This is a genomic window from Labrys sp. E2SS-1L, from assembly GCF_057073705.1.
Map to the genome: position 1 here is coordinate 12,418 of NZ_CP172712.1, position 26,552 is coordinate 38,969.

Here is a 26,552-nt window from a genome sequence, read left to right on the forward strand (position 1 = left end):
CAAGTGTTCATCGGCACGCTATCCATGGCCCATGGCAGCCTCTAGCTCCGCCCGGAGGAGACGGGCTTGGCGAATGCCAGGCTGCGCATGGGGTGACGCAGCGTCATGTCAAAGGGATTGAGGCGCTGGCTGAGTTCCTCGGCCTCGGCTTTCATCACCTTGACGACGCCGGCGAGCCGGCTCTCCGTCAGCCGTTCGGCAAGCGTGCCCACGCTGAGCGAGGCGACCGCCAGGCCATGCGCGTCAAAGACGGGAACACCGACGCCCGCCATGCCGGGAATCAAGCCCGAGTTGAGATCGGCCCAGCCCTGTTCGCGGGCCTTGGCGATCGCCACCCTCAAGGTGGCCTCATCCAGGAAGCCCTTGTCGATCAGCCGGGGCATGTTGAAGCGGATCACGGCTTCCTGCTCCGCCTCGGGAAGGTGAGAGAGAATGGCCAGGCTCCCTTGTCCCAGGCCGAGCGGCACCTTGCCGCCAATATCACCGGTGAACGAGCGGATGGGATAGGGCCCCTCGACAAGGTCGAGGCAGACGGCGTCAAAGCCGGTACGCACCAGCAGAAAAATGGACTCGCTCAGCGTCGCCGAGAGCCGCAGCAAGGTCGGCCCGGCCAATCTGCGCAGCCCGCTCGATTCCCCGATCCGCGCCGCCAGGACGAAAAATTCCAGGGCCGGCCGGTAACGCTTGCTCCCGGATACCTGTTCGACGACGCCTTCCAGGATCAGATCCTGCAAGAGCCGGTGGACCATCGACTGCCCATAGCCCACCACCTCGCCAATATCCTTCAGGCGCATTCCTTCCGGCGGACCGCCAGCCAGGATGCGCAAGAGCTCCAGAGCCCGCCTTACGGTGGAAATCGCCATGTCATCGGAAGCGGCCATCTCAATGGTATTCCTTATTTCAGAAAATTTTAGTCATAAAATGTATAATTTTTCTATATACCAGAATTAAATTATTCCGAATTCTATTCTACGGAATTTAATGTTGACTGCCTAGTCCCCAATGCGTTTCCATCGCCTCGCTTCCGCCAAGGCTGAAGGCCCCAAACGTTCTCTGTGAGGTGAGATGAGTTTCCTGGCCTTGGAATCGCTGTCGAAGCGATACGGCGCCCTGACTGTGGTGAGCGACGTCGACCTCGCGATTCACAAGGGCGAGTTCATCTCGCTGCTCGGTCCCTCGGGCTGCGGGAAGACCACCACGCTGCAAATGATCGCGGGGCTGGTGGAACCCACCAACGGGCGCATCGTGCTGGATGGCCAGGACATTACGGGCCTTGCGCCCGAGAAACGCGGTCTTGGCATCGTATTCCAGAACTACGCCCTCTTCCCGCACATGACGGCCGCCCAGAACGTAGCATTCGGGCTGGAGATGCGGGGCGTATCGCGACCGGAGCGCGACAAGCGCGTCGCCGAAGCCCTCGATCTCGTCCAACTCGGTGGATTTGCGGACCGCTATCCGCGCCAGATGTCCGGTGGACAACGCCAACGCGTCGCCATCGCGCGTGCCCTGGTCATCCGCCCTCCAGTGCTGCTGCTGGACGAACCTCTGTCCAATCTCGACGCCAAGCTGCGCGAGGAGATGCAGTTCGAATTGCGGCGCATCCAGCAAAGCGTGGGAACCACGACCATCATGGTGACTCACGACCAGGCCGAGGCCCTGTCGATCAGCGATCGCGTGGTCGTGATGGAAGCCGGCCGGATGACGCAGGTCGACCCGCCCTATCGCCTCTATGAGCGCCCGGCTACGCCGTTCATTTCAGGCTTCGTGGGCAAGATGAACCGGCTCGAGGCGATCTGGCATACCGATGGCGCTCTCGGCGTCGCGCTGGCAGGCGGAAGCCAATTGCCGGCACAGGCCGACCATGCCGAGAACGGGGCGGCCATCACCCTGACAATTCGTCCGGAACGCATCCTGCTGGGCAGGCCGGGAGAGGGCGTGGTCGACGGGCGCATCGCCTCGCGCTTCTTCCTCGGCAGCTACTGGCTCTTCAACGTCGACACACCAGCCGGGCCCCTGACCGTTTCCGCTCCCAACGACGGACAGGAGCCGGCTGGCCCTCATGACGCGGTGTCCCTGCGCTGGGATGCCGCCAGCGCCCGCCTGGAATTACCCCTGCCGGGTGCCGCGTCATGACCGGCCGCAAGGGAGCCACCCCCTGGTTGCTGGCGGGCCCGAACCTCTTGCTGTTCACCGTGATGGTGATCGTCCCGTTGATCCTTACGGTCACGCTTTCCTTCCGCGTCTACGACTATTCGACCGGCATTGGTGATGCCGTCACCCTCGACAACTACGTCAAGGTGATCACCGACCCCTATTATCTCGGGATCTTCTGGCGAACGCTGAAGATAGCCGCGATCACGACGGCAATCTGCGCGCTGATCGGCATGCCGGAGGCTTACATCCTCTCGCGCATGCGCGAACCCTGGCGCTCCGTCTTCCTCCTCGTCATCATCGGGCCGTTGCTGGTATCGGTGGTGGTGCGTGCCTTTGGCTGGAGCATGCTGCTCGGCCCGACCGGCCTGGTGAACGCCGCCCTGCAACTGATGGGGCTCGGGCCGGTACGGCTGCTCTACACGGAAACGGCGATCGTCATCGCGCTGGTCCATGTGATGCTGCCCTTCATGGTGATCCCGGTCTGGACCGCACTGCAGAAGCTCGATCCCATGGTCGAGGCGGCTGCCCGTACCCTCGGCGCCTCGCGCTTCACCAGCTTCCGCCGCATCGTCATGCCGCAGGCGACGATCGGCATTCTCTCCGGCAGCCTGATCGTCTTCGGCCTGTCGGCCAGCGCCTTCGCCATCCCCGGCCTGCTCGGCGGACGCCGCCTCAAGATGGCGGCGACACTGGTCTATGACGAATATCTCCAGGAGCTGAACTGGCCGCTGGGAGCCACCATCGCCATCGTCGTGCTGGTCGCCAATCTCGCGATCATGGTGACCTACAACCGCATCGTCGAGTCGCGGGCGAGAAAGGCTTTGGGGTAGATCGATGCAGAAGAATGGCCCCCTCGCCCTCATCTTCCACACGCTCGTGGTGGCTTTCGTTCTCGCGCCGCTGGTGGTGATCTGCATCGTCGCCTTCACCCCCGAAAACACCCTGACCCTGCCGACCACCAGCCTCTCCCTGCGCTGGTTCAAGGCGGTGTTCGCCCATCCCGACTTCGTCGCCTCGTTCTGGAACAGCATCTGGGTCGCGACACTCTCGGCCTCGATCGCCGTGCTATTCTCGGTACCGGCGGGCCTGGCCATCGACCGCTTCGAGTTCCCCGGGCGCGACGCCCTCAATGCGCTGTTCCTCTCGCCGCTGATCATTCCCAGCCTGGTGCTCGGCGTCGCCCTGCTGCGCCTGTTCGCCCTCATCGGCGTGCAGGGCAGCTTCGCCTGGCTGGTGCTGAGCCATGCCGTCATCATCACGCCCTATGTCTTGCGGCTGGTGCTGTCGGCGCTCACCGGCTTCGATCGCAGTGCCGAGCATGCGGCAAGAACGCTCGGAGCCTCGCAGTGGACGGTCTTCCGCCGTATCACCGCCCCGCTGATCCTGCCGGGCATCACCGGCGGCTGGCTGCTCGCCTTCATCAACAGCTTCGACGAACTGACGATGTCGATCTTCGTCACTGCTCCATCGACCGTCACGCTGCCGGTGCGCATGTACATGTACGCGACGGAGTCGATCGATCCGATGATGGCGGCGGTCTCGGCCTTGATGATCGCCCTGACGGCCTGCGCCATGCTGATCCTCGACCGTGCCTTCGGGCTCGACAGGGTGCTGATCGGCAAAGGGTAAGAACCTTCCGGAAAATGGCCCACGCGGGGTGCAGGTCCGCGCCAGGCCGACAACCGAAAACCGACATGGGCCTGCACATCACGAGAGGGATTGGAATGAACCTGAAATTTCTGGCAGGAGCCGCCGCGTCGTTCGCCGTGGCCATCAGCGCATCATCTGCCGCACTGGCCCAAGACAAGACGCTCTATGTCGGCATGAATGGCGGCCCCTACGAGAAGACCTTCACCGAAGCCGTCTTCCCGGATTTCGAGAAAGCCAATGGGGTGAAGATCGTCGTCGTGCCCGGCACCTCGACCGACATCCTCGCCAAGGCGACGGCGTCCAAGGACAACCCGCAAATGCATCTCATCTTCCTCGATGACGGTGTGATGATGCGTGCGATCTCCTCGGGCCTGTGCGAAAAGCTGCAGCCCTCGCCCGAACTGAACGAAATCGCGGCCAGCGCCCGCATCAAGGGCGACATGGCAGCCGGGATCGACATGGGCATGACCGGCATCGGCTACAACAAGAAGATCTTCGACGAGAATGGCTGGCCGGCGCCGACCTCCTGGCTCGACCTGGCCGACCCGAAATTCAAGGACAAGCTCGTCTTCCAATCCGCCGCCACCTCGACCTATGGCCTGCATGCCTTGCTGATGGTCAACCGCATCGAAGGAGGCAGCGAGGGCAATGTCGAGCCGGGCTTTACCAAGATCAAGCAGGACATTGCCCCCAACGTATTGGAGTTCATTCCAAGCTCGGCCAAATTGTCGGAAATGGTGCAGACGGGCGAAGCCGCGATCTTCCCGCTGACGCCGACGGCGATCGGCAATCTGAAGGACAAGGGCCTGCCGGTCGAATATGTCCAGCCCAAGGAAGGCTCGGTGCTGCTGATGATCGCCCAGTGCGTCACCGCCAAGAATTCGGAGCCGGAGCTGTCGCAGAAGCTGGCCGCCTATCTGATGTCGGCGGCAGCGCAGGCAAAGGCCCTGAATGCCGGCAACATCATTCCCTCCAATCCCAGCACCAAGGCCTCCAATCCCGTCGCCCAATCCAAGCTCGATGCCTTCAACGGCTATATGAAGACCGTCATCACGCTCGATTGGGACGCCATCAACGCCAAGCGCCCCGAATGGAACAATCGCTGGAACAAGACCATCGAGCGCTGACATCACCTGCGCCGGACCGGCCCGGCCATGCCGGCCCCGGCGCAGCCGTGCTGCCTCGCAGCACTGTCGCTATCGGTCAATCATAGTCCACCTTCGGATACCAATGCGGATCGCGCCCCTCTGGCGTGGTGTCGAGCACGTTCCAGAGCGGCGTGAAGTCGGGTGCGCCGCGCGGGTCCTGCCCGGGATCGGCGGTCACGCCGCCCATCTCGCCGCCCCAGAAATGACGGATGGAGCCGTCGCGCCGGGTAAAGACATTGTAGCCCGGATAATCCCCGTCCGGGCGCCAGGTCCCGAAATCACGGCCGAATTCGGCGCTGGTGTCGCTGTAGAGCGGCAAATGCCGCCAGCCCCGCTCCTGCTTGAAATCGGTGAGCCGCCCGATCGGGGCGCGCGCGACGACGGCAAGCGCCGCGCGCTGCTGGATATCCTGCGCATTACCCGCCAGCGCGCCGAGGAGCGCGGTGCACATCGGACACGGGCGTTTGCGCTCGGGACCAAACATGTAGTTGTAGACGATCAAGCTCTCATGCCTGCCGAACAAGTCTGCGAAACGAACAGGCCCGTTCTCCCCCTCGAAGACATAATCCTTTGTCACGGGTGCTCCCGGCGGCAGCGCGCGGCGCATTTCTGCCACGCGTTCGATATGGCGGCGAAGTTCGATTTCCTCCGCAAGCAGTGCGGTTCGGGCGCGGCGATACTCCTCGTTCTCATTCGGGATCCGGGCCTCGTTCAAGGCTGCCAGTTCGGTGGCGGGTTTCAGCCCGCTCATGGTCGCGGTCATGCGTTTCTCCTCGATTGTCGTCGATGGCGCTACGCTCCAAGGACGTTTCTCAACGCACCGACCCGACAATCGGGTTCCATTTTTGAGCCTATAGCGTTTTGCGATTTGACCGAGTCGCCAAGAATCGCAAAGACGCGTCGGGACAAAAAGTTTGAGAAAATAAGCGTTCACACTTGAACGCGTTTTGCTCTAGCGCATAGTTGCCGCGATTCATATGGTGGCTGTTTCAGCTTCAGCTGCCATAAAAAAGCGGGCCCGAAGGCCCGCTTTCTCGTTTTTCGGCTGATATTTCCTTACGCCGCCCTGGCATTCACTGCCTGGCCGCCGATGACCAGGCCCGAACCGGTCGCTCCGATCTCGATGGTCGAGCCGTCCTTCACCTTGCCGGAGAGGATCATCTCGGCCAGCGGATCCTGGACCAGGCGCTGGATGGTGCGCTTGAGCGGACGTGCGCCATAGGCCGGGTCGTAGCCCTTGTCGGCAAGGTAGGTTCTCGCGGCATCGTCGAGATGCAGCGTGATCTTGCGCTCGTCGAGTAGCTTCTGCAGCCGGGTCATCTGGATATCGACGATCGCGCCCATCTGCGCCTTCTTCAGGCGGTGGAACAGGATGATCTCGTCGACCCGGTTGAGGAACTCCGGCCGGAAGTGGCTGCGCACCACCGCCATCACCTCTTCGCGCACCTTGTCCGAATCCTCGCCTTCCTTCTGGTTGACCAGATATTCGGCCCCCAGATTGGAGGTCATGATGATCAAAGTGTTGCGGAAGTCGACGGTGCGGCCCTGCCCGTCCGTCAGGCGGCCGTCGTCCAGCACCTGCAGGAGGACGTTGAAGACGTCGGGATGGGCTTTCTCGATCTCGTCGAACAGCACGACCTGGTAGGGCCGGCGCCGCACGGCTTCGGTCAGCGCACCGCCTTCGTCATAGCCGACATAGCCCGGAGGCGCGCCGATGAGCCTGCTCACCGAATGCTTCTCCATATATTCGGACATGTCGATGCGGGTCATCGCCGTGTCGTCGTCGAACATGAAGGCGGCAAGCGCCTTCACCAGCTCCGTCTTGCCTACGCCCGTGGGGCCCAGGAAGATGAAGGAACCGATCGGCCGGTTGGGATCCTGCAGGCCGGCGCGGGCGCGCCGAACCGCGGTCGAAACCGCCTGCACGGCCTCGCCCTGGCCGACCACGCGGGTCGCCAGCACGTCCTCCATGCGCAGGAGCTTGTCCTTCTCGCCTTCCAGCATCTTGTCGACGGGCACGCCCGTCCAGCGCGAGACCACCTGCGCGACATGATCCGCCGTCACGGCCTCTTCCACCATGCCGACCTTGCCTTCGGACGCCTCGACCTCCGCCAGCTCCTTTTCGAGCTTGGGAATGATGCCATAGGTCAATTCGCCCGCGCGCTGGTACTCGCCGCGGCGCTGGGCCTCGGCCAGTTCGTTCTTGGCCTTGTCGAGCTGGCCCTTGAGATCGGCGGCGCGGCCGAGCTTGTCCTTCTCCGACTTCCAGCGCTGGGTGAGTTCGGACGAACGCTCCTCCAGATCGGCCAGCTCCTTTTCGAGCTTGGCGAGGCGATCCTTGGAGGCGTCGTCGTTCTCGCGCTTGAGGGCTTCCTGCTCGATCTTGAGCTGGACGATGCGCCGGTCGAGCTCGTCGAGCTCCTCGGGCTTGGAATCCACCTGCATGCGCAGCCGCGAGCCGGCCTCGTCGACGAGGTCGATCGCCTTGTCCGGCAGGAAGCGGTCGGTGATGTAGCGGTTCGACAAGGTCGCCGCCGCCACGATCGCGCTGTCGGTGATGCGCACCTTGTGGTGCTGCTCATACTTCTCCTTCAGGCCGCGCAGGATGGAGATGGTGTCCTCCACCGTGGGTTCCTCGACGAAGACGGGCTGGAAGCGCCGCGCCAGGGCCGGATCCTTCTCGACATGCTTGCGATATTCGTCGAGCGTGGTGGCACCGACGCAATGCAGCTCACCGCGTGCCAAAGCAGGCTTCAAGAGGTTGGACGCGTCCATCGCCCCCTCGCCCTTGCCTGCGCCGACCAGCGTGTGCATCTCGTCGATGAACAGGATGATCTCGCCGTCGGCGGATGTCACCTCGTTCAGGACGGCCTTCAGGCGCTCCTCGAACTCGCCGCGATATTTGGCGCCGGCGATCAGCGCACCCATGTCGAGCGCCAGCAAAGCCTTGTCCTTGAGGCTCTCGGGCACGTCGCCATTGACGATGCGCAGCGCCAGGCCCTCGACGATCGCCGTCTTGCCGACGCCGGGCTCGCCGATCAGCACGGGGTTGTTCTTGGTGCGCCGCGACAGCACCTGGATGGTGCGGCGGATCTCCTCATCGCGGCCGATCACCGGGTCGAGCTTGCCCTCGCGGGCATCGGCGGTGAGGTCGCGGGCATATTTCTTCAGGGCGTCATAGGCGTTCTCCGCCGTGGCGCTATCGGCGGTGCGGCCCTTGCGCAGGGCCTCGATCGCCTTGTTGAGGTTCTGGGGCGTCACGCCGGCAGCCGCCAGCGCCTTGCCGGCCTCGGTATCCTTCTCGACGGCGAGCGCCAGCAACAGCCGCTCGACCGTGACGAAACTGTCGGAAGCCTTGTCGGCCGCCTTCTCGGCCGCCTCGAACACACGTGCGAGTCCCGGCGTCAGATAGACCTGGCCGGCACCCGTGCCCTGCACCTTGGGCAGCTTCTTGATCGCGGCCTCGACGGCATTCAGCGCCTGGCGCGAATTGCCGCCGGAACGATCGATGAGGCCCGCCGCCAATCCCTCGGGATCGTCGAGCAGGACTTTCAGGAGATGCTCGGGAGCGAACTGCTGATGCCCCTCGCGCAAAGCGAGCGACTGCGCCGACTGCACGAAGCCTCTGGCCCGTTCGGTATAGCGTTCAAAATTCATTCTATGTCCCTTCCAGCACGCCCGGGGACCCGTAGCATCGTCCAGGCGCCATACAGATTTGCGAACCCCGCAGGCATTCGCTGAGAATGATGTGGGGTGCCGGAACGAAGCTACAAGGGGTATCGAAGCAAGAGTCTGAGCCAGATCAAACAAGAAGCCAAGACGTCCGTGTCGCCGCCCTGCATCACCGCGCCGGGCGGCCTGGAAGCATGCGTGTCAGCACATCGTCGCCCCGGACATAATGGTGCCAGAGCGCTGCAACGGCATGGAGGCCGGCCACGACCAGGATCCCATCGGCGCACAGCTCATGCACCTCCTTGACCAGATGCGCCAAATCGCGATCGGGGGCCATGGGGGCGGGTATGGTGAACAGGCCGAAAAAGGTCAGGGCATCGCCGCGCAGCCAGGTGAGAGTGATGCCGAGGCCGACGATCCCGATCATCAGGGCATAGAGGAGGAAATGGGCTCCTTTCGCCGCCGCGACCTCCATGCCCGACATGGTCGAGGGCAAGGGCGGGGTGCCGAGCGCCAGGCGGGCGAGGAGACGGGCGGCGATCAAGGCCGTAAGCAGGAGGCCCAGCGAGATATGGCTCCACCAGGACAGATCCCGGATCGGGTCCCCCTTGGCGAAGAACACTTCATTATAGGTGAGGCCATAACAGGCAAGCACCAGCAGGAAGATCGCCCAGTGCAGGGCTTTTTGAACGGGGCGGTAGGACGCGGAGGACATGTTCGGGCTCCAGATTAGATTAATTCTAAGCTGCGCAAAACTGCGGCGACGATATGACATCGACCGCGCCAGGCGAATTAATTCTGCGCCGCCCATTTTTTCTTGCCGCCCTTGATCATCCCTCCCGTCTATGCCCCTATTCCTGCCTCGAACCGGTATGGGGCTCGGCGATGGCGGCTTCAGGCAAGGACGGGCCTGGATCGGCCCGCGGCGTGGCGCGCCGGCGCAGTGCAAAACCAATGGGAACGAGAGCCTTGATCAAGAATTCCTCGCGCGTCGGCCCGGGCAAGCCGCAGGTCGTGGTGCTGGTGGGCGCCACGGGCGACCTCTCCCGCCGCAAGCTGATCCCCGGCCTCTTCCATCTGGCCAGTGCCGGCTTCATCCCGGGCTGCCGCATCATCGGCGTCTCGCTCGATGACATCGATGCCGACGGCTTCCGTGCCATCGCACGCGACGCGCTCGACAAATTCTCCACCCGCAAGGTCTCCCAGGCCGATTGGGAAGCCTTTGCCGCCAGCCTCGACTATGTGCCGATCTCGGCCGGTGCCGGCCCGGTCAAGGAAGCTGTGGCGCGGGCCGAAGCCGAACTCGGCCCTGAAGCCCGCCGCGTGCATTATCTGTCCGTGCCACCCAACGCCGCACTCTCGGCCGTGCAGATGCTGTCGGAGGCGGGCCTCGTCGACCGCTGCCGCATCATCATGGAAAAGCCCTTCGGCACGGATCTGGCCAGTGCCGTCGCCCTTAACGCCCGCCTGCACGAGGTCTTCCACGAGAGCCAGATCTTCCGCATCGACCACTTCCTCGGCAAGGAGCCGGCCCAGAACATCCTGGCCTTCCGCTTCGCCAATGGCCTGTTCGAGCCGATCTGGAATCGCAATTTCATCGACCACGTCCAGATCGACGTACCGGAAACGCTGGGCCTGGGCACCCGCGCCGCGTTTTACGAATCCACCGGCGCCTATCGCGACATGGTGGTGACGCACCTGTTCCAGATCCTCGCCTTCATGGCGATGGAGCCGCCGACCGCGCTGGAGCCCCAGCCGATCTCGGAGGAAAAGAACAAGGTGTTCCGCTCCATGGTGCCGCTCGATCCGCGCGAGGTGGTGCGCGGACAGTATATCGGCTATCGCGAGGAGCCGGGCGTCGACCCTGAAAGCGACACCGAGACCTTCATTGCCCTAAAATGCGCCATCGACAATTGGCGCTGGGCCGGCGTGCCCTTCTACCTGCGCACCGGCAAGCGCCTCGCCGAAGGCCAGCGCATCATCTCGATCGCCTTCCGCGAGCCGCCCAAGAGCATGTTCCCGGCGGGCTCCGGCGTCGGTGCGCAAGGCCCCGACCACCTCACCTTCGACCTCGCCGACGCCTCCAAGGTCTCGCTCTCCTTCTACGGCAAGCGCCCCGGCCCGGGCTTCCGGCTCGACAAGCTCTCGCTGCAATTCGCCCTCAGCGAAACCGGCCTGATCGGCGACGTGCTGGAGGCCTATGAGCGCCTGATCCTCGACGCCATGCGCGGCGACCACACTTTGTTCACCACGGCCGAGGGCATCGAGCGGCTCTGGGAAGTCTCCCAGCCTTTGCTCGAGAATCCGCCGCCCGTGCGCCTCTACGACCAGGGCAGCTGGGGCCCGAAGTCGATCCACCAGCTCATCGCCCCCAACGCCTGGCGCCTGCCCTTCGAGCGAGTGTGGCGTAAACCGGCCGGGAAGGAATAGGCATCGGCCCCCCACCGGCATCGTCGCGAACCGCTCCGCCACCGGCAAACTGCCGGCTTTGGCCGTCATCGGGCCGATTGACCTTGTCTGACGAATACGTTCTGCTGCCACGCGCCGGAGGCTTTTTCCTCTCGGCCCAATCAAAAACGCCGACAGAGCGGGAGCAAAGGGAGGACATTGGGTCCATGAAGAGTTTCAAGACGAGTTTGCTGGCGGGCGCGGCCCTTCTGATGGGAATAGCCGTGGCGCACGCCGATCCCGTCAGGATCAGCGTCTCGGCCGAGCCGATCCCGCCCTTCTTCTCGCTGGACGGCCAGGGCAGTTGGCAGGGCTTCCTGCCCGACTATGCCAAGGCGGTGTGCAAGGAGGCCAAACTCGATTGCGTGGTGGTGGCCACCGCCTGGGACGGCATCATGCCGGCCCTCCTCGCCAAGAAGATCGACGTGATCTGGGCGGGCATGTCGATCACGCCGGAGCGGCAGAAGCAGATCGCCTTCACCATCCCGATCTACAACACGCCGGTTGAGTTCATCGGCAACAAGGACGACAAGTTCGAATTCGTGCCAGGCGGCCTCAAGGGCAAGGCGGTCGGCGTGCAGACCAGCACCATCCACGCCCAATATGTGCAGAAGGCCTATCCGGAGGCCGAGATCCGCAACTATGCCACGCTCGATGCCGCCATGGCTGACCTAGCCGCCGGGCGCATCGAACTGGTGCTGGGCGACGCCGATTCCGTCGGGCCGTTCCTGGAAGGCAAGGACGGCGCCTGCTGCGATTCCAAGGGCTTCCCCAAGGATCCCTTGTTCGAGGGTGGCATCGGCGGCGGCCTGCGCAAGGAGGACACCGAGCTGAAAGCCAAGCTCGATGCCGGCATCAAGGCCGTCTATGCCAGCGGCGAATTCAAGCAGATCGCCGGGAAATACTTCAAATACGATATCGGCATGCCGCCCAAGTGAGGGTGGTCAGGACAGCTCTCGGAATAGAGCGCCATTATCCTTCCCCGGCTTCGGGGAAGGTGCTGCGAAGCGGCGGATGGGGGAGCGTGGCGCGACAGTGCCAATTTTGGTCCGAAAACCACCACTCTCCCCCTTCCGACCTCACTGCGTTCGGCCACCTTCCCCGAAGTCGGGGAAGGACTCCGGCGCCTTTTCTTGCCTCGTCGAGATGTATGAATCCGATAGCCGAAACCGGGGAGGGATCGTTGCGCCTCACTCAGCGCGCCCTCACCACTTCTTCTTCACGCAAATGCGGCGGTGAAATTCTTCGCCACCAGGTCGCGGTTGCGCAGCACCTTGCCGGCGCGGGGGCCGGCCGCCTTGCCCTCGCTCCAGGCCAGGCTCCCATTGACATAGACCGAACGAATGCCGGCCGAGAGCTGGGTGGGATCGTCGAAGGTCGCCTTGTCCCGGATGGTCTCGGGATCGAACAGCACGAGGTCGGCATAGGCGCCCTGCCTGATCACGCCGCGCTGGGCGAGGCCGAAGCGGGCGGCGGGCAATGCCGTCATGCGGCGAACCGCCTCCTCCATGCCGAACAGGCCGATATCACGGGCATAATGACCGAGCACGCGGGGAAAGGTGCCCCAGAGCCGAGGATGCGGGCGCACGTCGTGCGGCAACCCGTCCGAGCCCACCATGGTCAGCGGGAACTGCAGCACGCGCCGCACGTCCTCCTCGTCCATGGTGAAATAGACGGCACCGGCCGGCTGCAGCTTCGCCACCGCCTCCTCCCTGGAGACGCCGAGCTCGCGGGCGATGACGTCGAGCGTCTTGCCGGCGAGATCGGGCCGCGCCTTCGACCAGGTGATCAGGATGCGCTCGACCTGGCCGGCACGCTTGGCCTCCAGCACGGTGGAGGACGCCGCATAGGGATAGACGTCGAGCGTGACGGGCTGCTCGCGCGCCCGCTTCTCGATGATCGGCAGGGACACGCGGGTGCGGCCATGGTTCTGCGGGTCGGTCGCCTTGTGATGCGACAGCACCACCGGCGCATCGGCCTCGCGCCCGATGGCGAAGGCCTCTTCCATCGCTTCCAGCAGGTGATCGGCCTCGTCGCGCAGATGGGTGGTGTAGATGGCCGAATATTTCGCCAGCGGCTCGGCGACGGCGATCACCTCCGCCGTCGAGGCGGCATTGGCCGGCTGGTAATAAAGCCCGGTCGAAAGGCCGATGGCCCCATCCGCCAGCGCCTGGTCGAGCAAATCGCGCATGCGGGCGCATTCGGCCTTGGTGGCCGGGCGGTCGAGCCGGTCCATAGTGGCGAGCCGGAGCGTGGTGTGGCCGACCAGGCAGGTGACGTTCACCGTGGTTCCCGCCGCTTCCACCGCCTCGAAATAATCGGCGAAACGCTCGAACAATTCATGCTCGCCTTTGGCGATCAGGTCGAGCGGTGGCACGACCTCGCCCTTCGCCCGCAGCGGAGCGAGGCTGATGCCGCAATTGCCGACCACCACCGTGGTCACGCCCTGGCTGAGCTTGGCCGCCATGTCGGTGGCGATCACCGCGCGGTCGTCATGGGTGTGCACGTCGATGAAGCCGGGCGCGAGGGCAAGCCCGGCGGCGTCGATCTCGGTCCTGGCCTGGTGTGGCAGCTTCTCGCCGAGGGCGACGACGCGCTCGCCGATGACGGCGACATCGGCGAGATGCGGCGTGGCGCCCGTGCCGTCGAAGATCTTCGCCTGCCGGAAGATCAGGTCGCAGGTGGCAGTCATGATGAGGTCCCTGGGTCGTTCCGGACCGGTATGCCGGCCTCTACTTCGCTATAGCCCGGCCTTATGATTCGTGCCCGGCCAGCACTGCGGCGCCCCGTCGCGCGGCGCTGTCGGCGAGGCCCGCTGCCGGCTCGATGGAGTTGTGCAAGAGGGCCAGGCCGTAACGCCCATCGGTGGCAAGAACATGGGCCTGGCCGCGATCGGCGCGCTCGCGCACCAACTCGCTGTCCTCCACGCCGACGGCATGGGGCGTCACGGCGATCAGGCCAGCATCGACGCGCGGATTGGCTTGGAGCACCATACGCACGGCTTCATCGGGACGGACGCCCCTTTCGATCAGCGACAGCGCCTCCCTGTTCACAGGAAAGCCGGAAGCGCCTACCCTGTTCGGCAACCGGTGGCCGGTGACGAAGCCCCTGCGGCTTGCGGCGAGAAACTGGGCAAGCGGCTCGGGGCGATCAGGTCCGCTGGTGATCACCGCCGCCAGCGGCGAGGCCATCATCCAGGCAAGATCAGGTCGGGTGGACCATTGGGCGCGAATGGTCTCGAGCCCGCCGCGCTGGCACTCCAGGCTGACCGGCTCACCATCCGGCGCCAGGGCGTAGAACACCGCAAAGCCATGCAGGTCGCCCTTGCCCAGCCTCTCAGCCTCGGCCCAGGCTGCCCAGACCGCCCGGCCCGCTTCGGCCCCGAAGGCAGCAATGCCGATCGTCACGACCCGAACTCCCCGATTGCCATCAAGATTGCGTTCCCTAAACGAATCCGGCCGCGAGCCGGGCACCCTGCCCCGCTCGCGGCCAGTGATCTCGAACGGCCCTGGAGCAAAGCGCGATCAGACGAAAACGCTGTTTTGCTCCAGCTCTTTGGTTCGACGCGTCCTTGCGATTCCTGGCGATGCCACCAAATCGCAAAACGCTCTCGGGATCAGACCTTGACGACGCTCGCCTTGTAGATCTGATCGATTGCCTTGCCCAGCGTATCGTTGAATTCGGCATCGCTCATCGAGACGCGCAGGTCTTCGGCGAGAGCGCGCGAGAAGGAAGCAATCATGCCATGATTGTGGCTGAGCTTCTCGCAGGCATCCGGACAGGTGTAGCCACCCGAGAGGGCCACCAGACGGGCCACGGCTTTGTGGTCGACCAACGGCTTGTAGAAATCGGCGACGGTCGGGATGGTGAGCTTGAGCATCACCTGCTCGCCCGCCGGCAGCGCGTCGAGTTCCCGGGCGATCTCATCGCGCAGGATGGCCTCGGCTTCCTGCTTGGTCGGGCTCTTGATCGAGACTTCCGGCTCGATGATCGGCACGAGGCCATGGCCGAGGATCTGCTTGCCGACTTCGAACTGCTGCTTGACGACGGCGGCAATGCCGGTCTTGTCGGCATTGGCGATCACCGAGCGCATCTTGGTGCCGAAGATACCCTTCTTCGCCGCGCGCGCGAGCAGGGCATCGAGTTCGGGCATCGGCTTCATCACCTGGGCGCCGTTCTCTTCTGCCGCCAGGCCCTTGTCGACCTTGAGGAAAGGCACCACGCCGCGATCTTCCCACAGATAGGTCGGCACCGGCTTGCCCTTGGCATCGCCGTCCATGGTCTTCTCGAACAGGATGGCGCCGATCACCTTGTCGCCGGAGAAAGCGGGCGACGTCATGATGCGCACGCGCATTTCATGCACCAGGCGATACATCTCTTCGTCGCCACTATAGCTGGATTCGGCGATGCCATAGAGACGCAGGGCGCCGGGGGTGGAACCACCGCTCTGATCGAGGGCGGCGATGAAGCCATCCTTGCCGGTTATCTGTGACATCATCTTGGCGTCTGCCATGCTGGTCTCCCTGTTGCGGGCCGGTGCGCGGCGCGCCCAGCCTCCGCGGTTGCCTAGAACACAGCGCGTTTAGACGAAAACGCTCCTTCGCTCTAGCTCATTGTTTCCAAGCCAATCCGACGGATTGGCGAGAGCGTCTCTGCGATTCACGGCGATCGCGCCAAATCACGAAATGCTCGTGTTTCGAGTCGGCGCGAGTATCGGCATGGAAGGAAGGTGAAGCAAGGGGCTGCGCGGTGAAAAGCTTTGGCGCGGAAGTGAGAAATCGGCGCCGGACACCTTCCGGCCCTGACACAGCCAACGGATATGGCGGGGGTGGATCGGACCTGTCCTGTCTGCCCGTATCGTCAGCGCTTGCGCGGATCGGCCGCATCGCGAATGGCGGCCTGGTGATACCAGGCGCCGTCGACGTCGACGGGCGGCAAGGGCTGGGTCTCGCGCGAGGAAAGCCGGGTCTCGTCACGCCCGAGGCTGGACCCCATACGCGGCCGCGCAGGGAAGAGGTAGATCTTGGCGGTCTCTTGCCGGGTACTCGCAGTCATGCTCGTCTCCCTTGCCTGGCGCGCCCTGGGGCGCAACCAAACCAGGATCAAGTCTTAGCACAGCGATCCTCCCCTTCCTATCATTTGCCTGCTTTGCAGGCAGTGTTTGCCTAAACTATGTGCATTCTGGGCTATATCGGGACACTGCGCATGAAGGCAGCACTCCCGGCAATGACAGCTCGTGCCTCTTTCTTCCGTCGATGGCGCGGAAAGACGCGGATTTCGCCGCGTCTGCGCCGACGGGAGGGCCATCATCTGCGACAAAAGCGCCGCACCATGCGCTCTGGCACGCTTCCTGCTTATTGCACTGCAACCGGCGGCAGCCCGGCGAACCGGCTGCCGTCCATTCCATTCACACCAGCGAGTATCCTAAGAATGACGAAGTACAAGCTCGAGTATGTCTGGCTCGACGGTTACCGGCCGACCGCCAACCTGCGCGGCAAGACCATGGTCCGCGAATTTGACGCCTTCCCCACGCTCGAGCAACTGCCTCTCTGGGGTTTCGACGGCTCCTCGACCAAGCAGGCCGAGGGATCGAGCTCGGATTGCGTACTCAAGCCGATCCGTGTCGTCCCCGATCCGGAGCGCCTGAACGGCGCCGTGGTGCTGTGCGAAGTGATGATGCCCGACGGCGTCACCCCGCACGCCTCCAACACCCGCGCCACCATCCTCGACGATGACGGCGCCTGGTTCGGCTTCGAGCAGGAATATTTCTTCTACAAGGATGGCCGCCCGCTCGGCTTCCCCGAACATGGCTTCCCCGCTCCGCAGGGTCCCTACTACACCGGCGTCGGCTACAAGAATGTCGGCAACATCGCCCGTGAGATCGTCGAAAAGCATCTCGACATCTGCCTGGCCGCCGGCCTCAACCATGAAGGCATCAATGCCGAGGTCGCCAAGGGCCAGTGGGAATTCCAGATCTTCGGCAAGGGCTCCCGCGCCGCTGCCGACGAGATGTGGCTCGCCCGCTACTTCCTGCTCCGCCTGACCGAGCAATACTCGATCGACATCGAATGGCACTGCAAGCCGCTCGGCGACACCGACTGGAACGGCTCGGGCATGCATTGCAACTTCTCGACCACCCATATGCGCGAAGTCGGCGGCAAGGCCTATTTCGAGGCCCTGATGGCAGCGTTCGCCGCCAACAAGGAAGCCCATATCGCCGTCTACGGCCCGGACAACCATCTGCGCCTCACCGGCAAGCACGAGACCGCTTCGATCGACACCTTCTCCTGGGGTGTGGCCGACCGTGGCGCCTCGATCCGCGTGCCGCACTCCTTCGTGCGCAACGACTACAAGGGCTACCTGGAAGACCGCCGTCCCAACTCCCAGGCCGATCCCTACGAGATCGCCTCCCAGGTGCTGAAGACCATCGCTTCCGTCTCGACCGCGGTGAAGGCCGCGGCCTGAGCCCGAACGGTTTCCGACGAAACGGCGCGGATCTTGCGATCCGCGCCGTTTCGCATGCTGCGTCCGGATGAGGCCAGCGCGCGCCCACCATGCATCTTTGCCGGTCGCCCTTTTGGGCTGGCTGTGCTATAGCGCCGGCCAACATCAGGAATTTTGCATGTCGGCCCTCCCGCTCGAACAGGCAGCGAGCACTGCGCCCGTTGCCGCTGCTGAAACCACTATTCCCGCCGCCAAGCCCTCCCTCGCCGGGATGGATCGCGCGGCGCTGACCGAAGCTCTCACTGCCGTGGGCGTACCCGCCGGCGAGGTGAAGATGCGCGTCAACCAGCTTTCGCACTGGCTCTATGTTCGCGGCGCCAGCCGTTTCGATGCCATGACCAACGTGTCCAAGCATCTGCGGGCCCTCTTGGAGCAGTCCTACACGCTCGACCGCCCGGAGATCATCGCCGAGCAGATCTCGGCCGACGGTACGCGCAAATGGCTGATGCGCATGCCCTCCACCGGCCCCGCCGACAAGGGCGCCGAGATCGAGACCGTCTACATCCCCGACGAGAGCCGCGGCACGCTGTGCGTCTCCTCCCAGGTCGGCTGCACGCTCAACTGCTCCTTCTGCCATACCGGCACGCAGAAGCTGGTGCGTAACCTCACCGCCGCCGAGATCGTGGCCCAGCTCCTGGTGGCGCGCGACCGTCTCGGCGACTGGCCGGGCCAGGAAGCGCCGGAAGGGGCGATCGTGCCGCGTGACGGCGGGCGCTACGTCTCCAATGTCGTGATGATGGGCATGGGCGAACCGCTCTACAACTACGACAACGTCACGACCGCCCTGAAAGTGATGTCCGACCAGGACGGCCTGTGCCTGTCGCGCCGGCGCATCACCCTGTCGACCTCGGGCGTGGTGCCGATGCTCGGCCCGCTGGGCGACGACGTCAATCCGGCACTCGCCATCTCGCTGCATGCCACCAACGACAATCTGCGCAACGAGCTGGTACCGCTGAACAAGAAATATCCGATCGCCGAGCTCCTGGATGCCTGCCGCAACTATGCGGGCCTGTCCAATGCCCGCCGCATCACCTTCGAATATGTCATGCTCAAGGGCGTGAATGACAGCCCGGCCGAGGCGCGCGCTTTGGTCAAGCTGCTTAAGGGCATCCCTGCCAAGATCAATTTGATTCCCTTCAACCCCTGGCCCGGCACCTTCTACGAATGCTCGGACTGGGAGACGATCGAGGCCTTCTCCGACATCGTCTTCAATGCCGGCTACGCCTCGCCCATCCGCACGCCGCGCGGGCGCGACATCCTCGCCGCCTGCGGCCAGCTCAAGAGCGAAAGCCAGAAGATGCGGGCCCGCGAGCGCCTCGCCATCGAGGCCGACGCCATGAAGAAGCTGGCGGTTGAGGCTTTCTACGCCCACGGGGCGGACGGGGAATAGTACCCTCCGGGACCGCAGGCTTCCAGCCTGCATCTCTTCTCCCCCTATGGGCATTGCCACGAGCAGGTGTCGCAACAATCTTCGCTGATGGTTGTTGCCGAGAAGCCTGCGGTCCCAGGAGTTCGATGTCCTCTCCTCCCTCCCCCAATAGCCCGCGTGGCGTCATTGGCTTCGTCGACCGTCTGGTGCTGGTGGCCTTCGCCGCCGTCCTGGCCGCGATCGCCGCGCTTGTGGTCGGCGTGATGGGCCTTGCCAATCACGATTTCGGGCAAGAGCTCACCGGCACCGCCGAATTGTTGGGCCTCAAGACCCTGGCGACGCTGATCGACGGGACTCCCGTGGAAGACATCGGTGCGATGATCCGGCAAGCCGCAACCGCTGCCTTGGCGATCTGGCTCGCCCCGATCGCCCTGGTGGCTGTGATCGGCGAAACCATGGGCAAGGCAAGCTGGATGTTCTATGCCATCGGGATGGCGCTCGCCTTTGCGGTGGCGCCGATGGTGATGAGCCTGAACATCCTCGCCATCGTGCTGCTCTACCGTGCCTTGCTCGGTCTCACCGCCATCGGCATCGTCGCCGGCACGGTCTATTGGCTGGTGGCCGGCCGCAACGCGGCGGGTTGAGCGGAGCCAGAATTGCACGCCATGGTTCTTTTGGCCCGATTTAACCATTTGCTCACCGCGTCCGCGTAGGCTGCGAGCCGTTCCGGTCGAACTTTCGCCGGAATCCCTGTCTTTCGTCGCAGTTGCGCGAGGCGCTCCGATTCACGATGATCGGCGCCACCGCTTTCTGCCCTCTTACTTCGGGATCGATCGAGCCAGCATGATGTCCTCAACCCTTCGCATCGCGCTCATCGCCACCGCCGTCGTCGCATTCACCGGTTCGGCTCTGGCAGCACCTCGCAAACCCAAGGCCGAAGCGCCGGCGCCGGCCGCCGCAGCCGGCGCCCAGCCGACGCCGCTCGGCCAGTTCGGCGATTGGCAGGCCTTCCAGAACGGCACGGCCAAGGGCAAGTCCTGCTTTGCCATCACCAGCCCGAAGGACCGCAAGCCTGCGCGGCTGAAACGCGATCCGGCCACGCTCTTCATCACCCGCCGCCCTGGCGAAGGTGTGAAGAACGAGCTGAGCATGATCACCGGCTTCGGCATGAAGGATGGCGGCGACGCCACGCTGAAGATCGGCCGCTCCTCCTATACGCTCTACACCAAGGGCAGCAATGCCTGGGTGAAGAACGCCGCCGAGGAAGGCACCGTGGTCAATACCATGCGCAAGAGCCGCGAGGCGGTCTTCACCGGCGCTTCCAAGCGCGGCAACAAGACCACCGACCGCTATTCGCTCGACGGCCTGCCGCAGGCCCTCGACGCCATCACCAAGGGCTGCCCGTAAGATTTGGAGCGCGGACATCCTGTCTGCTCTTGAAGCATAGAACTCGCAAAAAGGGCGCAGCCAGATCAAGCCGCGCCCATTTCTTGTAGGTCTCTATTTCCAAGAGCGGACAGGATGTCCGCGCTCCAAAACTACACCGTCTTGGCAGCGAGCCTGTCGCGGAAGACGAGATAGCCGTAAACCGGCATCACCACGAAAACCATGGCGATCTTGATGGCATAGTCGGCAAAGCCGAGGCTGACCCAGGGCACGTCCGTCCCGACAAAGGCGATCACCCAGAACAGCACGCTGTCGACCGTCGAGGCCAGGATGTTGGAGATGGAGGGCGGCACCCACCAGGCATGCTGGCGGAAGCGGTTGAAGACCTGCGCATCCACCATCTGGCCGGAAATGAAGGCGACACCGCTGGCGATGGCGATGCGCGGGTCCGCCGCCACGAAGGAGACGATCACCGCGATCACGAAGGAGGCCATCACCACCTTGCGCGTCATTTCCACGCCATGGCGCCGATTGCACAGATCCGTGATGAAGAAGGCGACCGGGAAGATGAAGGCGCCCCAGGTCAGGAAATCGGAAGTGCCCGGCACGACATACTGCACGCCCCAGTTGGCGGCTGCCACGATCACGGCGTGGGCGAGCACGTAGCGCCAGCGCAAGCCGGCGAAAGAGTTGAACAGGGGATTGGCGGTCACGGCATACCTACGCGAAGGAGGAGATTTTCTGGGGCGCTGCCATACAGCAAAAACAGCTTCCCGTGTAGCCTCTCCATCGCAATTGTGCTTCCCAGGGCCGGCATGACCGCTTTTTTGCGTTTACGCGGCAGCCTTTCCGCAGGCGGTGCAGAATTTCGCCCTGGGCAGCACCCGGCCACCGCACTGGGCACAAAAGTGCGCATCGGCCGGATTGTCGCCACCGCATTTGCTGCACGCCATGACGCGTTGCGCAACATTCGGTGAAAGTCCATCCTGGGCAGGAGACCGGCCCCATCCGCCCTGATGGCGCCCCTCAGACCCGTGGCCACCGTGATGGCCGCCGGCGCCATGCCTGCCACCCGACAACAATCGATCGAAAAAGTGCCCCATCGTCCTGCTCTCCTCTTCAGGATGAGAAGAAAGCCTAGCTTCTACAGTCGCTAGAGGAGCAAATGACATATCGGTAAGGTACAGCCGGACCGGTCCGCGAGCCGTCTTGGCCGCGACGCGCCCTATGTCCGGGCCTGGCCCGTTTCCAGGAAGCGCTCCACCCCGGTCAGTCCGGTGTAATGCACCTCGAGGGGCAGCCCCAGCCGCTCGGCGGCGGCCTTCGCCTTGCGCTCGAGCACCGGGTCGGGGAATTGCACCAGGAACATCACCCGCTTGTAATGGCCGAAATACATCGGCAGCAATTGCGGATGGACATCGAGCTTCAGGCCCTTGATCACGAAGCGGTCGAAATGCCGGACCAGGAAGTCGGTGAGGTAGAAGGTGCCGATCTCCTCCTCCTGCATGCGGTCGAAAACGTCCGCGCCGGCGAAAAAGGAATAGCAATGCGGTCCGTCGATGCGCTCGACGCCCTCCTCGGCGAGGACTGCGTCGAGCAGGCCGCCGGTGCCGCAATCGCCGTATAGCACCAGGATCTCGTCATATTTGGCGCGATTGGCGCGGATCTTGCGCCTGATGCCGTCCGGAATCTTCTGGGGGTAGTTGTGCCAGATCGCCGGCAGGCAGGTGACCTCCATATGGTCCCAGCCATTGGCCGTCTTCACCGCCAGAAATTCACGCGCCAGCGCCCCGCAGGCGATCACCAGCGTCGAGCGGGGCCCATCTGTTTGTTTCGAAGGACTGGTCATCGCCCACTCCCCGAGATCGGCCGCCGCTCCAAGGGCGGAACGGCATCGACCGCTCCGCACAGGTCTGCGACCGAGCTTAGCCCGCCATGCCCTGGCGCTTGCCGATCAGCGACTTGGCCATCTCCACCGCAATGGCGGCATCGCGGCAATAGGCATCGGCGCCCACGGCTTCCGAGAAGGCTTCGTTCAGCGGCGCGCCGCCGACCAGCACGATATAGTCGGAGCGGATGCCCTTCTCCTTCATCGTGTCGATCACAACCTTCATATAGGGCATGGTGGTGGTGAGCAAAGCCGACATGCCGAGAATCTCGGGCTGGTGCTTCTCCAGCGCCTCGAGATAGTTCTCGACCGGGTTGTTGATGCCGAGGTCGATCACCTCGAAGCCGGCGCCTTCCATCATCATGGTGACGAGGTTCTTGCCGATGTCGTGAATGTCGCCCTTGACGGTGCCGATCACCATCTTGCCGACCTTGGGGGCACCGGTCTCAGCCAACAACGGGCGCAGCACGTTCATGCCGGCCTTCATCGAATTGGCGGACATCAGCACTTCCGGCACGAACAGAATACCGTCGCGGAAGTCGACGCCGACGATGCGCATGCCCTCGACCAGCGCCTTGGTCAGCACGTCATAGGGCGTCCAGCCGCGCTTGAGCAGGATATTGACGCCCTCGACGATCTCGTCGGCCAGGCCGTCATAGAGGTCGTCGTGCATCTGCTCGACGAGCTCGTCATCGGGGAGTGAGTTGAGATCGAGATCGCCGTCGGACATGACTTGCTGTTCCTGCACTGGGTGAAGCACGGATTACTATAGAACGCTTCTTAATGCGAGGTAGCCTGACAGGGGCGCCTTGCGCTGTCGCACCGGGGACATCGTATATTCAATCTGCGACAACGGCTCAAAAGAGCGATGGCTGCCAGGCAGCTGAAACCCGATTGGGTGGCCGATCTTATCCGCAATCGGGTTCCCGCAGATCGAGCCCGCTATTGGCCCGGCCCGCTCGTCCGAGCTTGTGGTCCGGCACCTTTCGCAAGGGCGCTCATTTGCCCCACAGCCTGCCGCTCGCGAGCCTTTGCGATTCCCGCCGAGTCCGGCTATCCGCAGATCGCTTCGGCAAAACGTTGGCGCCTGACGTCGGTATTGGCTTGCGTGAACGCTGCATGAAATAGTAGGCCTACCTAACGGAATGTCGTGGCGCCGGCCTTTGGCGTGACTTCGATACTGATGGCTGTTCGGAAAAGGTTGTGATGCCCGGTTTATCTCGTCGTGTCTTTGTTCTCGGTGCTCCGTTGCTGCTCGCCGGCTGCGCCTCCTCGCGTGCCACCATCGGCTCCCTGTTCGATAGATCGAGCGACAGCGGCTTCAACTATCGCGAGATCTATGCCGGCGGCACGGAGAACGGCCATGACTATCCGCCCATCAATCTGAAGGCGATCGATCCCAAATATTTGCGGCGCGTCGTGGTCGCCCCCGCCGGTGAGGCGCCCGGCAGCATCATCGTCGATCCCGACAATCGTTTTCTCTACCATGTCCATGACGACGGCACCGCCACGCGCTATGGCGTCGGTGTCGGCCGCGAAGGTTTTGGCTGGAGCGGCAAGGCCACCATTCGGCGCAAGGCGGAATGGCCGCGCTGGACGCCGCCGCCGAAGATGGTCAAGCGCGACCCGCTGGCCGCCAAATTTGCAGGCGGCATGGAGGGCGGTGTCGAAAACCCGCTCGGTGCCCGCGCCATGTATCTCTATCAGGGCGACCGCGACACCCTCTATCGCCTGCATGGCACCAACGATCCGACCTCGATCGGCAAGTCGATGTCGTCGGGCTGCATCCGCCTGCTCAACCAGGACATCATGGCCCTCTATCACAACACCCCGGTGGGCGTGCGGGTGGTGGTGCGGCCTTCCCACGGCGGTACCGAGGCGAGCTGACAGGGGCCGCTGCTGCCATCGTCCTCAGGGCAAAGTGCGATTGCCTCGAACCGCACTTTGCTGATCGAACAGTCGATTGCCTTTTCCGGAGCGCGCTTTAGCCCGGCTTGCGCAGTCCGCTCGACACCGCCCCGATCAGCGCAAGGCCTGCGCCGATCCAGGCGATCATTTCCGTCTGTCCCTGCGCAACCAGGCTGAAGATGACGGCCGCGACGGCGGCGCCCATCGACTGGCCGAGCAGCCGGCCGGTCGATTGCAGACCGCTCGCCCCGCCGCTGCGCTCGCGCGGCGCGCTGGTGATGATGATGCGGTTGTTGGGCGACTGGAACAGGCCGAAGCCGAAGCCGCACAAAGCAAGCCGCCAGGCGATGTCGAAGCTGTCGGGCCGCTCGCCCATGCTGGCGACCGCCGCCAGCCCCGCGGCCAGCAGGCAGAGCCCGGCAATGCCGAGTTTCTCGGGCGAGATCCGATCGGACAGCCGGCCCGAGATGGGCGCTATCAGCGCGGTCATCAGCGGCCAAGGCGTCATCAGGAATCCCGTCGCCGCCTCGGAATGGCCGAGCGTGCGCTGCAGGAAAAAAGGCAGCGCCACATAGGCCATGCTCTGCGACGCGAAGGAGCAGATCGAGGTCGCCATCGACAGCGAGAAGACCGGCCGCCGCAGGAGGTCGACCGGCAGCATGGGCACCGGCAGTTTCACCGAGCGCCGCACCAAGACGAGGGCCGCCACCGCGGCCCCGCCGATCATGGCAAGGGCCACAGGCATGGTTGCGGTATCGCCGAGGCCATCCAAGCCGGCGATCAGCAGGCCGAAGGCAAAAGCATTGAGGACGGCACTGATCCAGTCGAAGCGATGGCCGGATGCCGGCGTTTGCGGCAAGGCCCGGGCTGCGACGAAGAGGGCGATGAGGCCGATGGGGACGTTGACCAGGAACAGCCATTGCCAGTTCGCCACGGTCAGGATGGCCGAGGCCACGCTGGGCCCGGCCGCCGAGGACACCGCCACCACCAGCGCCGTGTAGCCGACGCCCGAACCCAGGGAGGCCTTGGGAAAGATATAGCGCACCAGGGCGATGTTGACGCTCATGATGCCGGCCCCGCCAAGCCCCTGCACCGCCCGCGCCAGCGCCAGCACCGGCAGGGACGAGGCCTGGGCACAGGCAAAGGAGGCCGCGGTGAACACGGCCAGCCCCGCCCAGTAGACGCGCTTGTAGCCGATGATGTCGCCGAGCGAGGACAGAGGCAGCAGCGAGATGGTGACCGCGAGCTGATAGGCGGTAACCACCCAGATCGATTCCGCGGGGGAGACCGCGAGTTCGCCCGCAATCGAAGGCAAGGCGACATTGACGATGGCACTGTCGAGCACTGCCATGGTCAGCGCCATGGCGATGGTCAGGAAGGCCAGGAAGCGTTGGGGAATGGGCAAGCCATCCATGGCGGCGGCGTTCATCAAATACTCACAACCGACAAGGGCCGACGGTAGCAGCCTCTAAAGACAATGAATTGAAAAAATTACCTGAAACGACAAACAGGGCGCCGCAACGGCACCCTGCTTCTACGCTTCCTGGATCGCCGGGGAAGTGCCAGCTTTATCCTAGCATTAAAACCAACAGGATCCGTGATCCTGCAAGGTTTCCTGGATAAGGGTGGCCTTCACCCGGCTGACCGTCAGCCCTGTCCGCCGACGATGTCGCGGGCAGCCTTTTCGATGATGGCGCGGACCCGCTCGGCCTCGGCCTGCGTCCAGGGACCGCGATGCATCTGCAGAGCGTGCCGGAACGTGTGCAGGGCCTCGCGCACCATCTCCGGCGTGGAACGGGCGGAGAAGGCGCTGGCAGCAAGATCCATGCGGGCCATGACGCCATCGACCGCGTCGCGGTTCTCGGCAAGGAAGGCCTCGCCTTCGGGGGTAATGGTGTAGAGCTTCTTGGTGCCCTCCGACGCCTCGCTGCGGATATGGTCCTGCTCTTCCAGGAGGGTCAGCGTCGGATAGACCGCGCCGGGGCTCGGCGCATAGGCGCCGCCGAACTTTTCCTCGATGGCACGGATCAGCTCATAGCCATGGCGCGGCTTCTCGGCGATCAACGCCAGGATGACCAGGCGCAGGTCGCCATGGCCGAAGACCCGGCCACGGCCACCAAAGCCCCTGCCGAAGAAATCGCCCGGACCATCGCCTTCGAAACCGCCGCGCCCCCAGCGCCCGCCGCGACCCGGTGCACATTCCTGCTGCCCCTCGCGGCCCCAGCCACGAAAACCGCCGCGGCCCCAGAACTCGCCGCGTCCGCGGCCCTCATGATGTCGTCCAAACATACGATATACCTTTCGTTCTATCTTTAAGATGGATCTTAAGATATATCGAAAGATAGATTACGCAAGAGCCTTTCTCAAATTTCTGCTGCCACGGCGGACATGATGGAAGACACAGGTGAGACAAGGGCCATTGTGG

Annotated in this window: 26 protein-coding genes; 12 read left to right on the top strand and 14 right to left on the bottom strand. The window is 64.0% G+C overall.

The window, feature by feature from the left end:
- Positions 1 to 41: 41 nt before the first annotated feature.
- Positions 42 to 881: an IclR family transcriptional regulator gene (locus ACIGJE_RS00055; RefSeq protein ID WP_415085899.1), complete on the bottom strand. Its 840-nt coding sequence runs from the start codon at positions 879 to 881 to the stop codon at positions 42 to 44.
- A gap of 184 nt (positions 882 to 1,065) precedes the next feature.
- On the opposite strand from ACIGJE_RS00055, the gene ACIGJE_RS00060 reads away from it, so the two are divergent.
- The 4 genes from ACIGJE_RS00060 (at position 1,066) to ACIGJE_RS00075 (ending at position 4,931) form a co-directional block, all read left to right on the top strand.
- Positions 1,066 to 2,133, top strand: a complete 1,068-nt coding sequence (locus tag ACIGJE_RS00060; protein ID WP_367625893.1) for an ABC transporter ATP-binding protein — start codon at positions 1,066 to 1,068, stop codon at positions 2,131 to 2,133.
- On the top strand, positions 2,130 to 2,984 hold the full coding sequence (locus ACIGJE_RS00065; protein WP_483679067.1) for an ABC transporter permease: 855 nt from the start codon (positions 2,130 to 2,132) through the stop codon (positions 2,982 to 2,984). Before ACIGJE_RS00060 ends, ACIGJE_RS00065 begins: the two co-directional genes overlap by 4 nt.
- A gap of 4 nt (positions 2,985 to 2,988) precedes the next feature.
- On the top strand, positions 2,989 to 3,783 hold the full coding sequence (locus tag ACIGJE_RS00070) for an ABC transporter permease (RefSeq protein WP_311934316.1): 795 nt from the start codon (positions 2,989 to 2,991) through the stop codon (positions 3,781 to 3,783).
- Positions 3,784 to 3,878: 95 nt separating this feature from the next.
- Positions 3,879 to 4,931, top strand: coding sequence for an ABC transporter substrate-binding protein (locus ACIGJE_RS00075; protein WP_311934317.1), 1,053 nt, complete (start codon positions 3,879 to 3,881; stop codon positions 4,929 to 4,931).
- Positions 4,932 to 5,007: 76 nt separating this feature from the next.
- On the opposite strand, the gene ACIGJE_RS00080 is transcribed toward ACIGJE_RS00075, so the two are convergent.
- The 4 genes from ACIGJE_RS00080 to ACIGJE_RS00095 all read right to left on the bottom strand — a co-directional run bounded on the left by ACIGJE_RS00080 (position 5,008) and on the right by ACIGJE_RS00095 (position 9,601).
- Positions 5,008 to 5,715 (bottom strand): DUF899 family protein, encoded by a 708-nt coding sequence (locus ACIGJE_RS00080; protein WP_311934318.1) that lies wholly within the window; start codon positions 5,713 to 5,715, stop codon positions 5,008 to 5,010.
- Positions 5,716 to 6,008: 293 nt separating this feature from the next.
- The gene (clpB, locus tag ACIGJE_RS00085; RefSeq protein ID WP_311934319.1) at positions 6,009 to 8,609 is read right to left on the bottom strand and encodes an ATP-dependent chaperone ClpB; all 2,601 of its coding nucleotides are present in this window, start codon (positions 8,607 to 8,609) and stop codon (positions 6,009 to 6,011) included.
- A gap of 184 nt (positions 8,610 to 8,793) precedes the next feature.
- Positions 8,794 to 9,339, bottom strand: coding sequence for a cytochrome b (locus tag ACIGJE_RS00090; RefSeq protein WP_415085892.1), 546 nt, complete (start codon positions 9,337 to 9,339; stop codon positions 8,794 to 8,796).
- A gap of 136 nt (positions 9,340 to 9,475) precedes the next feature.
- Positions 9,476 to 9,601 (bottom strand): hypothetical protein, encoded by a 126-nt coding sequence (locus tag ACIGJE_RS00095; protein ID WP_311934366.1) that lies wholly within the window; start codon positions 9,599 to 9,601, stop codon positions 9,476 to 9,478.
- Here ACIGJE_RS00095 and zwf point away from each other — a divergent pair.
- Together zwf and ACIGJE_RS00105 are read left to right on the top strand one after the other, a co-directional pair.
- On the top strand, positions 9,579 to 11,054 hold the full coding sequence (gene zwf, locus ACIGJE_RS00100; RefSeq protein ID WP_311934355.1) for a glucose-6-phosphate dehydrogenase: 1,476 nt from the start codon (positions 9,579 to 9,581) through the stop codon (positions 11,052 to 11,054). The two genes, ACIGJE_RS00095 and zwf, sit on opposite strands and share 23 nt — an antisense overlap.
- Positions 11,055 to 11,239: 185 nt before the next feature.
- The gene (locus tag ACIGJE_RS00105; protein WP_415085890.1) at positions 11,240 to 12,010 is read left to right on the top strand and encodes a transporter substrate-binding domain-containing protein; all 771 of its coding nucleotides are present in this window, start codon (positions 11,240 to 11,242) and stop codon (positions 12,008 to 12,010) included.
- A gap of 281 nt (positions 12,011 to 12,291) precedes the next feature.
- Here ACIGJE_RS00105 and ACIGJE_RS00110 read toward each other — a convergent pair whose 3' ends face one another.
- The 4 genes from ACIGJE_RS00110 to ACIGJE_RS00125 form a co-directional block, all read right to left on the bottom strand.
- Positions 12,292 to 13,764 carry an N-acyl-D-amino-acid deacylase family protein gene (locus tag ACIGJE_RS00110; protein WP_415085888.1) on the bottom strand — a complete coding sequence of 491 codons (1,473 nt, stop codon included), beginning with the start codon at positions 13,762 to 13,764 and terminating at the stop codon, positions 12,292 to 12,294.
- Between the two features lie 61 nt (positions 13,765 to 13,825).
- A complete protein-coding gene (locus ACIGJE_RS00115) occupies positions 13,826 to 14,479 on the bottom strand; it encodes a DUF6963 family protein (protein WP_415085886.1) in 654 nt (217 codons plus the stop codon).
- Positions 14,480 to 14,688: 209 nt separating this feature from the next.
- Positions 14,689 to 15,585: a fructose bisphosphate aldolase gene (locus ACIGJE_RS00120; protein ID WP_311934324.1), complete on the bottom strand. Its 897-nt coding sequence runs from the start codon at positions 15,583 to 15,585 to the stop codon at positions 14,689 to 14,691.
- Between the two features lie 347 nt (positions 15,586 to 15,932).
- Entirely contained in the window at positions 15,933 to 16,127 is a 195-nt protein-coding gene (locus ACIGJE_RS00125) for a DUF2735 domain-containing protein (RefSeq protein ID WP_311934325.1), read from the bottom strand.
- Positions 16,128 to 16,502: 375 nt separating this feature from the next.
- On the opposite strand from ACIGJE_RS00125, the gene ACIGJE_RS00130 reads away from it, so the two are divergent.
- From ACIGJE_RS00130 to ACIGJE_RS00145, 4 genes are all read left to right on the top strand, one after another.
- On the top strand, positions 16,503 to 17,537 hold the full coding sequence (locus ACIGJE_RS00130) for a glutamine synthetase beta-grasp domain-containing protein (protein WP_311934326.1): 1,035 nt from the start codon (positions 16,503 to 16,505) through the stop codon (positions 17,535 to 17,537).
- Positions 17,538 to 17,694: 157 nt separating this feature from the next.
- On the top strand, positions 17,695 to 18,966 hold the full coding sequence (rlmN, locus tag ACIGJE_RS00135; protein WP_415085883.1) for a dual-specificity RNA methyltransferase RlmN: 1,272 nt from the start codon (positions 17,695 to 17,697) through the stop codon (positions 18,964 to 18,966).
- A gap of 125 nt (positions 18,967 to 19,091) precedes the next feature.
- Complete coding sequence (locus ACIGJE_RS00140) at positions 19,092 to 19,589, top strand: hypothetical protein (protein ID WP_311934328.1); 498 nt, start codon at positions 19,092 to 19,094, stop codon at positions 19,587 to 19,589.
- 199 nt (positions 19,590 to 19,788) lie between these two features.
- Positions 19,789 to 20,352: an invasion associated locus B family protein gene (locus ACIGJE_RS00145; RefSeq protein WP_311934329.1), complete on the top strand. Its 564-nt coding sequence runs from the start codon at positions 19,789 to 19,791 to the stop codon at positions 20,350 to 20,352.
- Positions 20,353 to 20,483: 131 nt separating this feature from the next.
- On the opposite strand, the gene ACIGJE_RS00150 is transcribed toward ACIGJE_RS00145, so the two are convergent.
- Entirely contained in the window at positions 20,484 to 21,044 is a 561-nt protein-coding gene (locus ACIGJE_RS00150; protein WP_367625901.1) for a queuosine precursor transporter, read from the bottom strand.
- A gap of 102 nt (positions 21,045 to 21,146) precedes the next feature.
- On the opposite strand from ACIGJE_RS00150, the gene ACIGJE_RS00155 reads away from it, so the two are divergent.
- On the top strand, positions 21,147 to 21,308 hold the full coding sequence (locus ACIGJE_RS00155; protein ID WP_367625902.1) for a hypothetical protein: 162 nt from the start codon (positions 21,147 to 21,149) through the stop codon (positions 21,306 to 21,308).
- Positions 21,309 to 21,556: 248 nt separating this feature from the next.
- Here the strand turns inward: ACIGJE_RS00155 and ACIGJE_RS00160 are convergent, their stop codons facing one another.
- Positions 21,557 to 22,180 (bottom strand): DUF1638 domain-containing protein, encoded by a 624-nt coding sequence (locus ACIGJE_RS00160; protein WP_311934331.1) that lies wholly within the window; start codon positions 22,178 to 22,180, stop codon positions 21,557 to 21,559.
- Positions 22,181 to 22,256: 76 nt separating this feature from the next.
- Positions 22,257 to 22,949 carry a corrinoid protein gene (locus ACIGJE_RS00165; RefSeq protein WP_311934332.1) on the bottom strand — a complete coding sequence of 231 codons (693 nt, stop codon included), beginning with the start codon at positions 22,947 to 22,949 and terminating at the stop codon, positions 22,257 to 22,259.
- 476 nt (positions 22,950 to 23,425) lie between these two features.
- Here ACIGJE_RS00165 and ACIGJE_RS00170 point away from each other — a divergent pair, with 476 nt between their 5' ends.
- Positions 23,426 to 24,106 (top strand): L,D-transpeptidase, encoded by a 681-nt coding sequence (locus tag ACIGJE_RS00170; protein WP_311934333.1) that lies wholly within the window; start codon positions 23,426 to 23,428, stop codon positions 24,104 to 24,106.
- A 97-nt stretch (positions 24,107 to 24,203) separates the two neighbouring features.
- On the opposite strand, the gene ACIGJE_RS00175 is transcribed toward ACIGJE_RS00170, so the two are convergent.
- Both ACIGJE_RS00175 and ACIGJE_RS00180 read right to left on the bottom strand, forming a co-directional pair.
- On the bottom strand, positions 24,204 to 25,556 hold the full coding sequence (locus tag ACIGJE_RS00175; RefSeq protein ID WP_415085879.1) for an MFS transporter: 1,353 nt from the start codon (positions 25,554 to 25,556) through the stop codon (positions 24,204 to 24,206).
- A 218-nt stretch (positions 25,557 to 25,774) separates the two neighbouring features.
- Positions 25,775 to 26,416, bottom strand: coding sequence for a PadR family transcriptional regulator (locus ACIGJE_RS00180; RefSeq protein WP_311934335.1), 642 nt, complete (start codon positions 26,414 to 26,416; stop codon positions 25,775 to 25,777).
- Positions 26,417 to 26,552: the final 136 nt, after the last annotated feature.